At 45.2% G+C, this 13,348-nt stretch carries 14 protein-coding genes; 13 read left to right on the forward strand and 1 reads right to left on the reverse strand.

Features of this window, described 5'->3' with window-relative positions; genetic code table 11:
• Positions 1–386 precede the first annotated feature (386 nt).
• From HMPREF3093_RS01600 to nusB, 10 genes are all read left to right on the forward strand, one after another.
• Positions 387–1,178 carry a sulfite exporter TauE/SafE family protein gene (locus HMPREF3093_RS01600; RefSeq protein WP_070755299.1) on the forward strand — a complete coding sequence of 264 codons (792 nt, stop codon included), beginning with the start codon at positions 387–389 and terminating at the stop codon, positions 1,176–1,178.
• A gap of 67 nt (positions 1,179–1,245) precedes the next feature.
• A complete protein-coding gene (gene secG, locus HMPREF3093_RS01605) occupies positions 1,246–1,482 on the forward strand; it encodes a preprotein translocase subunit SecG (protein ID WP_083316232.1) in 237 nt (78 codons plus the stop codon).
• A 67-nt stretch (positions 1,483–1,549) separates the two neighbouring features.
• A complete protein-coding gene (locus tag HMPREF3093_RS01610) occupies positions 1,550–2,296 on the forward strand; it encodes an alpha/beta hydrolase (RefSeq protein WP_180363249.1) in 747 nt (248 codons plus the stop codon).
• Between the two features lie 39 nt (positions 2,297–2,335).
• Complete coding sequence (rnr, locus tag HMPREF3093_RS01615) at positions 2,336–4,933, forward strand: ribonuclease R (RefSeq protein WP_070755304.1); 2,598 nt, start codon at positions 2,336–2,338, stop codon at positions 4,931–4,933.
• Between the two features lie 23 nt (positions 4,934–4,956).
• Complete coding sequence (smpB, locus tag HMPREF3093_RS01620; RefSeq protein WP_070755306.1) at positions 4,957–5,409, forward strand: SsrA-binding protein SmpB; 453 nt, start codon at positions 4,957–4,959, stop codon at positions 5,407–5,409.
• 185 nt (positions 5,410–5,594) lie between these two features.
• Positions 5,595–5,810: a DNA-directed RNA polymerase subunit epsilon gene (locus HMPREF3093_RS01625; protein ID WP_023390973.1), complete on the forward strand. Its 216-nt coding sequence runs from the start codon at positions 5,595–5,597 to the stop codon at positions 5,808–5,810.
• 1 nt (position 5,811) lies between these two features.
• Positions 5,812–7,530 carry a ribonuclease J1 gene (gene rnjA, locus HMPREF3093_RS01630; protein WP_070755307.1) on the forward strand — a complete coding sequence of 573 codons (1,719 nt, stop codon included), beginning with the start codon at positions 5,812–5,814 and terminating at the stop codon, positions 7,528–7,530.
• A gap of 43 nt (positions 7,531–7,573) precedes the next feature.
• Entirely contained in the window at positions 7,574–8,641 is a 1,068-nt protein-coding gene (locus HMPREF3093_RS01635) for a M24 family metallopeptidase (protein WP_070755308.1), read from the forward strand.
• A 22-nt stretch (positions 8,642–8,663) separates the two neighbouring features.
• The gene (locus tag HMPREF3093_RS01640; protein ID WP_023390970.1) at positions 8,664–9,083 is read left to right on the forward strand and encodes an Asp23/Gls24 family envelope stress response protein; all 420 of its coding nucleotides are present in this window, start codon (positions 8,664–8,666) and stop codon (positions 9,081–9,083) included.
• A 10-nt stretch (positions 9,084–9,093) separates the two neighbouring features.
• The gene (nusB, locus tag HMPREF3093_RS01645) at positions 9,094–9,528 is read left to right on the forward strand and encodes a transcription antitermination factor NusB (protein WP_257244458.1); all 435 of its coding nucleotides are present in this window, start codon (positions 9,094–9,096) and stop codon (positions 9,526–9,528) included.
• A 19-nt stretch (positions 9,529–9,547) separates the two neighbouring features.
• On the opposite strand, the gene HMPREF3093_RS01650 is transcribed toward nusB, so the two are convergent.
• On the reverse strand, positions 9,548–10,951 hold the full coding sequence (locus HMPREF3093_RS01650) for a MocR-like pyridoxine biosynthesis transcription factor PdxR (RefSeq protein WP_070755309.1): 1,404 nt from the start codon (positions 10,949–10,951) through the stop codon (positions 9,548–9,550).
• Positions 10,952–11,046: 95 nt separating this feature from the next.
• Between HMPREF3093_RS01650 and HMPREF3093_RS01655 the strand changes: the two genes are divergently transcribed.
• The 3 genes from HMPREF3093_RS01655 (at position 11,047) to sufC (ending at position 13,343) form a co-directional block, all read left to right on the forward strand.
• On the forward strand, positions 11,047–11,868 hold the full coding sequence (locus HMPREF3093_RS01655) for a bifunctional hydroxymethylpyrimidine kinase/phosphomethylpyrimidine kinase (RefSeq protein WP_070755310.1): 822 nt from the start codon (positions 11,047–11,049) through the stop codon (positions 11,866–11,868).
• The gene (locus HMPREF3093_RS01660) at positions 11,865–12,428 is read left to right on the forward strand and encodes an ECF transporter S component (RefSeq protein WP_070755311.1); all 564 of its coding nucleotides are present in this window, start codon (positions 11,865–11,867) and stop codon (positions 12,426–12,428) included. The genes HMPREF3093_RS01655 and HMPREF3093_RS01660 overlap by 4 nt, the downstream gene beginning before the upstream one ends.
• A gap of 144 nt (positions 12,429–12,572) precedes the next feature.
• Entirely contained in the window at positions 12,573–13,343 is a 771-nt protein-coding gene (gene sufC, locus HMPREF3093_RS01665) for a Fe-S cluster assembly ATPase SufC (RefSeq protein WP_023390965.1), read from the forward strand.
• Positions 13,344–13,348 lie beyond the last annotated feature (5 nt).

The raw sequence follows: 13,348 nt of genomic DNA on the forward strand, positions 1-13,348 counted from the left end.
ATAGGATTCTCTCCTTTATATTTTGATGGACTGAGTATAGAAAAATTTAAAACTATTATAAACTCAAAAAATAAAAGGAAATAATAAAATAGAAAATTAATATAAGTATATAAATGACGAGGATAGTAAGGCTTAAAGAGGTAATTTTTGCTGATTTGAGGATTATAAAACTTGAATTTATCGATTTTTAAAATATAAAACTAATTATTGGAATTCAATGTGTAGCTATTTTATTTTAAATATAATCGATACAATATTTAGTCATACATTTTTCTGAGGATTTACTTTATAAAATAGCGGTACAATGGAGTTCTTTACTTGTGCAAAATAGCTGATAATTGTGTAAAATAGAAGTGACGAGAAGTGATGACGTCAGAGGAGCGCGTATGAGTGTGAGTGGAATAGGGGTACTATATTTTCTGATTATTGTAGTTGCTAATGCGGTAGGTAGTGTGTCTGGTATGGGCGGTGGTGTCATTATCAAGCCGGTCTTGGACTTTGTAGGCCATGATTCGGTAGTAGCCATCTCTTTTTATTCGACGGTGGCAGTCTTTACCATGTCTTTGGTATCAACCATACGTCAAGTTCAAGCGGGACGTAAGATCCAGTGGCAGCAAGTAGCCTATCTGGCCTTGGGGTCAGTTTTGGGCGGCTACCTGGGTAATCAAACTTTTGAGTTTTTGCTTAAAAGAGTAGCACAGGCCAGTCAAGTTACCCTGATTCAGATTGCTGTGACTGTGGCACTTTTAGTTTTTGCCATGATTTATACGCGCTATGAAAATTTCCATTGGTCCAAGCAAGGAGCGCTTTGGTATAGTGCAGTAGGCTTAAGTTTGGGATTTTTTGCCAGTCTATTAGGAATCGGCGGGGGACCGATTAACGTTTCCTTACTCATGCTGGTTTTCGCCATGCCAATCAAGGAAGCTACGATCTATTCTATTGCTACTATTTTTTGTTCCCAGTTAACCAAGTTAGTGACCATTGCCTTGGGGACAGGCTTTGTCCGCTATGACCTGTCGATTTTGGTATATATCGTACCAGCGGCTATCGTGGGTGGCTTACTAGGAGCGCGGATGTCACGACTTCTATCCGACCAAGCTGTTCGCCGGGTCTTTCAATGGGTGGTCTTGCTAGTCATTGGGATTAATCTCTATAATGCCTTTCAATTATGGCATTAGGAGTTGTTAGCTTGCCTATTATGTGGTATTATAAGGGGTAGAGATTTTCGAAAAAGGAGGAAGTACCTTGTCAGAAGTATTGACTGTTGCCTTAGTCATCGTATCAATTATTCTAATTATGTTGGTCATCATGCAACCATCTAAAAGTAATGCAGCAAGCTCATTGTCAGGTGGTAGTGCCGAGAACCAAATGAGTAAGACCAAGGCCCGTGGTTTTGAGGCTTTTCTCATTCGCTCAACCGTGGTGTTTGGCGTCTTATTCTTTGTGTTAGCCTTAGCACTTGCTTATTTCTCTTCTAAATAAGTTGCTTAAGTTTTAGATCTCTGACCTTAGACTCAGAGGTCTTTTTTCTTGAAAAGGAGGAATGATTATGCCCCTCTCTAAGGGTGCCTATTATTTAGAAGTTCCGGGAGCACGGCTTGGTATCATTCTCTGCCACGCCTACACTGGTAGCACAGCTGACGTAAGACCCCAAGCTGGATTACTGAATCGCCAAGGCTACGGAGTACTCTGTCCCTTATTTACAGGCCATGGAACGACAGATATCCAAGATATCTTGAGTGCTGGACCTGAAATCTGGTGGCAAGACTTGCAAGAGGCTCTAGCCTTTATGAAAGAACGCTACGAAAAAGTTCTGGTCTTCGGCCTATCGATGGGTGGGGTTATGGCCATGCGCGCCCTTTGTGAGGCGGATAGTCAACTTCTTGGTGGGGGCGTTTTTAATTCTCCCGTAATTAGTCGGGATGGCCTGCAGCTAGAAAATCGCTTCATGTCTTTTGCCCGCTACTTGGCAGAAAAGCGAGGCGATTTACCTGCCTATTTGCAGACAGAAGAAGCAGTTCGGACTGCCCACCGGCAACAGGTGGCGGACATTCAGGCTTTCGCTCGCGATTTCGAGGACCAACTCGCTTCGATTGAACTACCTGTTTACATTGTTCAATCGGCCCAAGATGAATTAGTGGATCCAGAAGCGGTCTATGATTTGCTAGAGGCTCTGGAATCTGCCAAAATCAGCTTTCACTGGTGTGAAGAGAACACCCATGTTATTACCACTAACCGCAATCGGTCAGATTTCGAAGCTAGCCTATTGCAATTTATCCAAGCATTTGATAACTAAAGAAATTTAATTTAAAACAAAGGAGGTGCATGAGACGCTATGAGTGCACTCACAAGCATTGAAAAAAGAATTTTGTCCTATTTGAAGGACCAAGAAGCGGGGGCAACCGTGACGAGCCAATCCTTGGCCAAAGCCCTCAATTACGGCGGCACCAAGATGTACAAGAAATTGGTGCGCGCTATTAATTATTTAGAAAATATCGGAGAGTTAGAGCAGATCAAACGAGGTCATTATCGACTTAGTGGCAAGGTCTCGAAGACAGTAGTGGGGACCTATCGAGCTAATGCCCAAGGCTTTGGTTTTGTCACCTATGCCGAAGGCCAGCCTGATTTCTTCGTTCCTCGAGGCCGCGCTTTGAATGCCATGCAAGGGGACACGGTTGAGGTTGAAGTCCTGAAATTGGCCAACCCTCAGACGGGTAAAGGCTCTGAAGTCCAAGTCTTGCGCGTAATTGAACGCGCAGTGAACCAGTTGGTAGGGGAATTCGTCGCTTACCCAAGTGAAGTTCGTCAGGAACGTCAGGCTCTGGGCTATGTCTTACCACAAGGTGATTACAGCGACGCCGTCCGGGTTGAAATCGATCCAGCTGGGATTCAGCCAGCAGACCATTCTATTTGTATTGTTAAGATTAGTCAGTATCCGACAGAAGAGGCCCCTCACCTCTTGCGAGGCTTAGTAGCCAAGGAAATTGGTCACCGAGATGAGCCCGGTGTAGATATCTTGTCCGTTCTCTATCAATTTGGAATTCCGCATGAGTTCCCAGAAGTAGTTAAAGAAGCCGCTGAGGCAGTGCCTCAGACCTTATCAGCTCAGGACCTTGCCAATCGGGAAGATTTACGACAAGAGGTCATCCTGACGATTGATGGGGCAGATGCCAAGGACTTGGATGATGCTATCTCGCTTGAACGCCTAGATAATGGCGACTATGTCCTAGGTGTTCATATTGCTGACGTGTCCTATTATGTTGAAGAAGGTTCTGCCTTAGATCTGGAAGCTTATCAGCGCGGGACTTCTGTCTATTTAACTGACCGAGTCGTGCCAATGCTGCCGCAACGCTTGTCTAATGGGATTTGTTCCCTACATCCGCATGAAGATCGCTTGACCTTATCTTGCCAAATGGTTATAGATAGCCAAGGGCAGGTTAAATCCCATCGTATCTTCCGCTCAGTCATCCATTCTTCTTACCGCATGACCTATGATGATGTCAATGCGATTCTAGAAGGGGATGAGGGGCTACGTCAAAAATATGAACCAATCGTGGACCTTTTAGAAGATATGAGCAAGCTCCACCATCTGCTAGAAGCCAAACGGATTAAGCGAGGGGCGTTAGATTTTGATGCGCCAGAAGCCAAGGTCTTAGTTGATGGCCAAGGTCATCCCTTAGATATTCAATTGCGGGAACGAGGCGTGGCTGAACGCCTGATTGAGTCCTTTATGTTGGCGGCTAATGAGACGGTGGCTAAGCACTATATGACACGTGACTATCCTATGCTCTATCGGGTCCATGAACAACCTGATTCAGAACGTATGCAGCGATTCGCTGAGTTCATTACCGCTTTTGGTATTGTCCTCAGAGGTAAGGTAGAAACCATTGCACCTAAGCAACTTCAGCAAGCCCTTAAGCAAGTCGATGGGCAAGACTTTGAACAGGCTGTTTCCACTATGATGTTGCGTTCTATGAAGCAAGCCCGTTATAGTGAAGAAGCCCTTGGTCACTATGGGTTAGCAACGGCTGAGTATACCCACTTTACTTCGCCTATTCGGCGCTATCCGGATCTGATTGTTCATCGCCTTATTCATCGTTATCTGGATAAGAAACCAAGTCATCAGGATAAGGCTCGTATTTTTGACCAGTTGCCAGGCATTGCTGACCAAAGTTCTAAAATGGAGCGTCGGGCCATTGACGCCGAGCGTGATGTGACTGCCATGAAAAAAGCCGAATACATGCTAGATAAAATCGGGCAAGAATTTGAAGGCGTCATCTCTTCGGTGACCTCCTTTGGTATCTTTGTTGCCTTGCCTAACACAGTAGAAGGCTTGATTAGTCTTAAGGACTTGACGGGCGACTATTATGAGTTCGATCAGGCCCATCTCTTGCTAGTAGGGCAAAGAACAGGGCGAATCTTCCGCATTGGTCAGAAGGTTAAAGTACGTTTGGAAGCTGTTAATGTTGGCGAACGCGAAATTGACTTTAGCTTGCTTGAGGCTGAACCAGTAACTGGCTTAGATGTAGACATAGTCCTACAGCGTAGCAAACAAGCCAAGGCTGCTAATAAGTCGGCCAAAGGCAAGACTCAAGACAAACAGCACCAAGCCAAAAAGCTTAAAGGTACTGGTAAGAAGAAGCGTGCGACTAAAGAAGACAAAGTCTCTAACAATAAGTCTGGCGCTAGCAAGCCTAAGGGCTCAAAAGCCAATAAAGGCCGTCAAGAGGACAAGGGCAAAGCCAAATCTAAGTCTGCTAGCAAGCGTCATCGTAAGGAGCTGTCTGAGCATCAAAGTAATGACAGCCGTCAGGCCAAGAAACAGTCTTTTGCTGGCGATATGGCTAGCAAAAAATCAGCTAAGTCTACGGAAAGTAAATTTAAGCAATTTAAGATTAAACGCAAGCAACCTCAGGCTAACCGCCTAGGTTAGCTCCTGCGGAAAAGAGGTGACTGATGTCGCAAGATAAGCCTTTAGCTCAGAATCGCAAGGCGCGTCATGATTATGAGATTATTGAAACCTATGAAGCGGGTATGGTCTTAACCGGGACAGAGATTAAGTCCATTCGCAAGGGTAAGATGAACCTTAAGGATGGCTTTATCTCCATTCGTGATGGGGAGGCTTGGCTGAAGCAAGTCCATATCAGCCCCTACGACCATGGTAATATTTTTAACCATGATCCGGAGCGTGACCGTAAGCTCTTGCTTCATAAGAAAGAGATTCAGACTCTACACCGCGAAGTTCAACAAAACCGGATGACCTTGGTACCACTGAAGGTTTATCTGGTAAGAGGACGGGCCAAATTACTCTTTGGTCTTGCGCGTGGTAAGAATAAGTATGATAAGCGTCATGCCCTCAAGGACCAACAGGCCAAACGGGATATTGACCGCGCCCTTAAAATCAGATAAGCAACTGGGACCATGGGTCCCAGTTTTTTTGTGTCCATTGTCTTGTAAAGAGCTAGGTCGATAAGCTTTTATGTAAAAAAATGGTTACCATACTTTCCTATTAAGAGGGGATTGTGGTAGAATAAGATTGATAGAGTCTGCCTCGCTCAGGAGGCAACTAGATAGAGAAAGGAAGTTATTAATCAATGATTTTTAAAGTAACATATCAACCCAATACCCAACAAGTTCCTACTCGGGAAAATACCCAAACCCTTTATGTAGAAGCTGCTAGCAAAGGGGAAGCACGGGAATTGATTGCTAAGTATACACCATACAATGTGGAGTTCGTCCAAGAATTATCACCTGCTCATTTAGCTTATGAGCAAGAGTCCAACCCGGACTTCGAAGTGTCGGTGTTCTAGTATGGCAGTTAATTTAAAAAATAACGAAACCGGCGTCTTCGCCCTAGGGGGCTTAGGCGAAATCGGGAAGAACATGTATGGTGTACAGTTCCAAGACGAAATCATCTTACTAGATTGTGGGGTTATGTTCCCGGAAGATGATTTGTTAGGGATTGATTACGTAATTCCTGATTTTTCTTACATTATGCAAAACCAGAGTAAGGTCAAAGCCCTGATTATTAGTCACGGTCACGAAGACCACATCGGGGGCATTCCCTTCCTCTTGCAGCAAATCAATGTACCTATCTATGCCGGTAAATTAGCGGCTTCGCTGATTCGCAATAAGTTGCAAGAACGCGGCCTTCTGCGCCAAGCTGAGATTCACGAAATTGATGAAGATGCGGTCATTCGTTTCCGCAAGACAACCGTCAGCTTCTATCTGACAACCCACAGTATTCCTGAAGCCTACGGGGTGGTCGTTAAGACCCCGCCAGGTAACATTGTCTTCACAGGTGACTATAAGTTCGACTTCACTCCAGTAGGTAAGCCAGCAGACTTACATCGCATGGCTAAAATCGGGGAAGAGGGCGTTTTAGTCCTTTTAGGGGATTCTACCAACTCAGAAATTCCAACCTTTACCAAGTCGGAACAAGTGGTGGGACAATCTATTAAAAACATTATTCAGAAGGTAGAAGGCCGGGTTATCTTTGCAACCTTCGCTTCTAACGTTTCGCGTCTCCAACAGGTGGTTGAAACGGCTCAAGAAACAGGACGTAAGATTGCTGTCTTCGGGCGCAGTATGGAATCTGCTATTAAGACAGGGCGGGAACTAGGCTATATCAAAGATGACGATGAACTCTTTGTAGAGCAACGTGACCTCAACCGGGTGCCGGCTGAGCAACTCATCATTCTCTGTACGGGTTCGCAAGGGGAACCTATGGCGGCCCTAAGCCGTATCGCCAACGGAACTCACCGTCAGATTCAGGTTCAACCTAACGATACAGTCATCTTCTCAAGTTCACCAATTCCTGGTAATACCATGAGTGTTAACCGCGTCATTAACCAACTCTGCGAAGTTGGGGCCCATGTTATTCATGGTAAGGTTAACAACATCCACACATCTGGTCACGGTGGTCAGCAAGAGCAATTGCTGATGATGCGCCTTATGAAGCCTAAGTACTTCATGCCAGTCCATGGTGAATTCCGTATGCAGAGCATTCAAGCTGGCCTAGCCCAACAAACAGGGATTCCTAAGGAAAACTGCTTTGTTATGGAAAATGGTCAAATGCTAGCGGTAACTGCTGATAGTGCTCGAATTGCGGGTAAGTTTACGGCAAATAGTATCTATGTGGATGGGAGTGGCATTGGCGATATTGGCCATGTCGTGATCCGCGACCGTCGTAACCTATCAGAAGATGGTTTAGTGGTGATTTCTGCCACCTTAGACTATGAGAACAAGCAGTTGGTTAGCGGACCTGACATTATGTCGCGTGGTTTTATCTACATGCGAGAGTCTAGCGACCTAATTCACTCCTTACAGTCTAGTCTCAAGTCAGCCATTAACCGTGGCCTTAACGAAAATGGCAATAACGTGAGCGAACGCCTGATTCGCGAAATGATTATGGACACTATCGTCCCTCTAATTTATGAACGGACCGAACGTTCTCCAATGATTATGCCAGTCTTGTTGGACATCAATAAGGGTGTCCGCCGTCGCAAACAACGAACCGAACAAGACTAAGCAAAATCTAGACAGATAAGCTTATTAGAAAAGAGGAATGTTTATGTCACGTATTGAAAAAGTAAGAGTTCAGCTCGCTGCACAAGGCTTAGATGCCTTGGTAGTGACTAACTTAAAAAATATTCGCTACTTAGCTAATTTTACAGGGACGACGGCGGCCTTGATTATTACGTCAGATCAAGCCATTTTCGTAACTGATTTCCGTTATGTGCAGCAAGCAAGTAAGCAAGCACCAGATTTTACCTTGTTACAAAACAAAAAGGAAATCTTTGCTGAAATTAATGACTTCTTAGTTGCTAATCAGATTCAAAAAGTCGGGATTGAAGCGGACGAAATGACCGTTTCTACTTATCTTCGCATTAAGGATTTCTTTGGTCCAGAAGTGGTACCAACTCAGGGCTTAATTGAGAAAATCCGCGAAATTAAAGACGCAGACGAATTGGCAACTATGAAGAAGGCCTGCGAGATTACCGACCAAGCCTTCAGCCATATTCTGACCTTCATTAAGCCAGGTGTCACTGAGATTGAGGTGGCTAACGAATTAGAACGTTACCTCAAAACCTTAGGAGCTAGTGCCATGTCCTTTGATACCATTGTAGCCAGCGGCTTACGTTCTGCAATGCCTCACGGGGTGGCTTCCGATAAGGTCATTGAAGAAGGCGATGTAGTGACCTTAGACTTCGGTTGCTACTACCAAGGTTATTCTTCCGATATGACCCGGACTATTGCGGTCGGATCGATTGATCCAAAACTGGAAGAAATTTACCATGTCGTGCTTGATGCCCATAACTTGGTAAACCAAAAAGCGAAAGCTGGTATGACAGGGGCGGAACTAGACGCTATCGCGCGTGACTACATCAGTGAAAAAGGTTATGGCCAATACTTCGGCCATAGTTTGGGTCACGGTGTTGGTTTGGACATTCATGAAGCGCCAGGCGTTAATGCCAAGAATGACCAACCAGTGGAAGTTGGTATGGTCATTACCAATGAGCCCGGTATTTATATCGAAGGCTTAGGTGGTGTACGGATTGAAGACGACTTAGTAGTTCATCCAGACCATGTAGAATTGCTAAACCGCAGTCCAAAAGAATTGATTATTTTAGAAGTTTAAACCTTAAAAGGAGGAAGCCCAGATGACCCAAGAAAACAGTCATTTTGAACCACAAACGGTGGCACCCTTAGGGGAAATCAACATCACAACGGGTGTTCTTGAAGCCATTGCAGCTAAGGCTGTAAGCGAAGTAGAAGGGGTCTACCAACTCCACAAATCCTTCCAAACAGAAGTAGGTGGATTCTTTGGTATGAATCCTGATCGAGTAGGTGCCCGTGTTCGCCGCGATGATTCAGAAATTGCCATTGATGTTAAAATCGACCTTAAATACGGTTATTCTGTACCAGAAGTAGCCATGAAGGTTCAACAAAAAGTTAAAGAACAAATCTTCTTCATGACAGACTTAGTTGTTCAAGAAGTCAATGTCCATGTTGCTAGCATCCAAACAGAAGCTAGTCAGGCAGTGGATTATCTCCATTTAGATGAAACTGATGGTGAGTAGTGTGACCAAGATGAGCAATCGACACCAAGTTCGGGAGAAGGCTGTTCAGACCATCTTCCAACTCATACGACCTCAAGTACCTGTCAGCCTAGACCAAGCTTGTGCCTTCGCTCTTGAAGCAGGTAACGACCCTGAAGCTGGATTTGAAGGCTCTGATGCCTACTTGGACCGCCTAGTTCAGGGTGTCAATCAAACAGCTGAAGAGTTAGACCAACGTATTAGTCATTATCTAGCTGAAGACTGGACCTTGGAACGCTTGGCGCGGATTGACCTAGCCATTCTACGTGTCGCTTTCTACGAATTGCTCTATGTGAGTGAGGACGAAGTGCCAAGCAAGGTAGCGGTCAATGAAGCGGTAGAGCTAGCCAAGACCTTTAGCGATGACAAATCCAAGCAATTCATTAATGGTGTACTAGCAGGTTTACTTAAAGACCTTAAGAACTAAACATAAAAAGACCACCAAACTAAGATTTGGTGGTCTTTTTATGTTGTCTCAGAGCTTGGTAGAGGTCACTAATAAGTGTGTCCACCTCATCCATAGGAAGGCCAGAAAAACTCAGGAAGATTTGTTGGTCGAAGCCAGTCTGGGCTTGGATAGAGAAGTCAGCAAGTGTCTTAAGTCGAATGCCCTCTTGAGCCAGTTGGGCCTGAAAAGGCTGGCTATGGAAAGCAAAACTCGGTTGAATTAATAGGTGGAGACCTGCATCAAGGCCAATTAGTTGGGCTTGGGGATCTTGCTTTTCAATGGCGTGAATCAGCCTATCACGCTTGCGTTTGTAGAAGCTTCGGGCTCGATTGAGATGGCGTTCTAAGTGACCTTGCTGGATAAAATCGTGAATAGCATACTGAGAGATGGTATTGAGGTTGACTGCGAATTGCTTTTCCTTCTCATAGAAAAGAGATAGAAGGCTTGCTGGTAATACCATATAGCTGATGCGGAGGCCAGGACTGAGAATGCGGGATAGGCTGCCCATATAGATTACTTGATTTCCTTGGTCTAATTGTGCCAGAGAGGGGATAGGTCGGCCAGTGTATTTAAATTGGCTATCGTAGTCATCTTCAATAATCCAGCGATTAGGACTCTGTCTAGCCCAGTCTAAGATGGCTTGGCGGCGAGTGAGGGGCATAACAGATCCGGTCGGAAATTGATGGGTAGGGGTGACGCTGAGGATATCTAGCTGATCCAGTGGTATCTCTTCAATAGATAATCCTAGTTGATCAAGCGGGCAGGCTTGGACCTGCCATCCCATTTCTTTCAAAAATGGTAGCTGAGCGTGGTAGCCAGGATCTTCAATTCCAATCCGACGCTTAGGAGGAAGGAGCTGAACTAAAATCTGAAAAAGGGCCTGAGCATTAGGACCTAGTATCAGCTGGTCTGGCTGACATGGAACACCACGTTCATTGGCTAGATAGCTTGCCAAACTGCTTCTAAGTGGTGCTAAGCCTTGAACCGAACTAGGCTGAAGCAGGTCAGGGGACTGGGAATCAAAGCGCTGGGTATAAAGTTTGCGGAAAATTTCATAGGGAAAGAGTCTAGGGTCGGTTTCGGCCTTGGTTAAGTCATAGCGCCAACTAGGGTTAGGACTAGTAGTTAGGTTGGCTTGTTCCGAGGTCAGTTGGACTTGGAAACGCACATCGGCCACGAAGTAGCCTTGGCGTGGTTTGGTTTCTAGGTAGCCTTCGAGGCTTAATTGGTCGTAGGCGTTAATGACGGTATTGAGGCTGATGCCTAAATCCTTGGCCAATTGGCGTTTGCTTGGGAGCTTTTGATGGGCAGCTAAGTGGCCGGAATGGATTTGGTCTTTAATGGCTTGGTAAAGTTGACTATAGAGCGCTTCTTTCTTGTTTGGGTCGAGATGAATAATCATAGAGTCCTCCAACTGGTACTGTTCATTTGTATGAAACTGGCACTATTAATGGTACCAGAAATGGGGTATGATAACAAGCAGAGGGAGGGGATTGAATGGCAAGTATTTTGGTAGTGAATGATATTCCTGGCACTGGCCAGGTGGCTGGTTTAACGAATTTGGCTGTATTGAATGCAGCTGGTTACGAAGTGACCCTCCTGCCCACAGTATACTTAACTCACCATACCGGACGTTGGCCAGTCTACCGCGAGAGTTTGGACGCAGCCTTTTCCGCCTCTTTAATGGCTTGGCGGCAGGTCAAGTTCCAGGCTATCGTGACCGGATATTTTGGCAATGCCAGCCAGATTCATCAATTTGTTAACTGGTATAAACATTACCAAGCTGATACCTTTTTGGTGGTGGACCCCATCATGGGAGATCGTGGCCAGCTTTATACTGGGCTGGATCAGAATTATGTGGCGGCTATGCAAGAACTGGTTGCCTTAGCTGATTATGCCCTGCCGAATTTGACGGAGGCCTATCTCTTGGCTGGTCTAGATGCTGAGTTAGTTAAAAATCAGGAAGATATGCAAGCTCTAGAGACTTTGGCTAATCTTGAATCTAAGCAAAAGTCTTGGGTCATCACCGGGATTGAAGTGGATGACCAGATTGGGGTGGCTTTTGAGTCTAATCAAGAGGCTTGGACTCAGCGCCAAAATTGCCATTTGTTTGGCACGGGGGACTTCTTCACTTCCTGTTTCCTGGCCTGCCAGGTAGGGGGCTTATCTCTAGAAGCGACATGCCAATGGTGTGTTGACCTGGTTGGTCGTGCAGTAGAAAACCAGGGGTTAAACCAAGCTATAGCTCGCCAGGAGCTTTATTATCAGCCTTATTTACCTTTTATCAGCAAAACCTTAAGAAAAGAGGACTCATTATGAATCAAACAAAAACAGCCTTTCACCGTCGCTTAGTAGGCTATATCGAAATTGGCTTATTCGCAGCACTTATCGTTCTTGCGATTACTTATTTAAAAATCCATATGCCGGGTAAAACCATGGTTCATGTCGGCAATGCCTTAGTTGTTTTATCCGTCTTACTACTAGGCTTCAAGCGTGGTTCTATTGCTTCCTTTTTAGGTCTTTTCATCTTCGATGTGTTCAATGGCTTTGCTGCTTCTGTCGCCTTTACGCTTTTGGAAGCCGGACTGGTTCTTGTCACGGTTAATGCAGTCTACACCTATGTATTTAAGAAACGTGACACGCGCTTTAACCTTGTTGTGGTTTCCATTGTGGCTGGTTTAGTCAAAATTGTCAGCCGGCCAGTCTCCATTGTGGCGCAACAATTGGTTTTAGGTTCTAGCTGGAATGCAGCCATGGCAAAAGTAGTTGAGAAGATGCCCGCCACCTTCTTCACTGCTATCGTAACGGCCATTTTAGTAGGGATTCTCTACTATCCAATGAAGCGCGTGATTGAACGTTTCCATCCAATTGGCGAATAGCGATTATGCTGAAGCTGGTTTAACCAGCTTCTTTTTTCTTGTTTAAATAAATGCACAAAAATCTCAAAAGAAAGCGCATGAATTGCGTCTCAAGGCAAATAACGGTAGAATAAAGGAGACTATAAGGAAGGAATAGGTGACGATATGCCAGTATTAGAAATCAAGGATTTGCATGTGGCCATTGAAGGTAAGGAAATCCTTAAAGGGGTTAACTTGACCCTCAAAACAGGAGAAATTCATGCGGTTATGGGACCAAACGGGACTGGAAAGTCCACCCTAGCGGCGGCCATTATGGGTAACCCTGCCTATCAAGTAACCCAAGGTGAGATTCTCTTAGATGGTGAAGATGTCTTGGAGATGGAAGTAGATGAGCGTGCCCGTGCAGGTCTTTTCTTGGCAGTGCAATATCCAAGTGAGATTCCAGGTGTTACCAACGCTGAGTTTATGCGCGCAGCTATTAACTCTCGACGGGATGATGACAACAAGATGGGCGTCCGCGAATTCATCAAGAAATTGGATGAGAAGATGGCTCTCTTAGATATGCCGGAAGAAATGGCAGAACGCTATCTCAACGAAGGCTTTTCAGGTGGGGAGAAAAAACGTAATGAAATCCTACAATGCCTCATGATTGAACCTAGCTTTGCTATTTTGGACGAAATCGACTCTGGGCTCGATATTGATGCTCTTAAGGTGGTATCCAAGGGCGTCAACGCCATGCGGGGTGAAGGTTTTGGTTCCCTGATTATCACTCACTATCAAAGATTACTCAACTACATCACGCCCGATGTGGTCCACATTATGATGGAAGGGCGCGTGGTAATGACAGGCGATGCCGAATTAGCTAAACGCTTGGAGGCGGAAGGTTATAAGGGTATTAGTGAAGAATTAGGTCTCCACTATGACGAGAAAGCCTAGGTGAT

This window comes from Abiotrophia sp. HMSC24B09, assembly GCF_001815865.1.
Classification (GTDB): Bacteria; Bacillota; Bacilli; order Lactobacillales; family Aerococcaceae; genus Abiotrophia.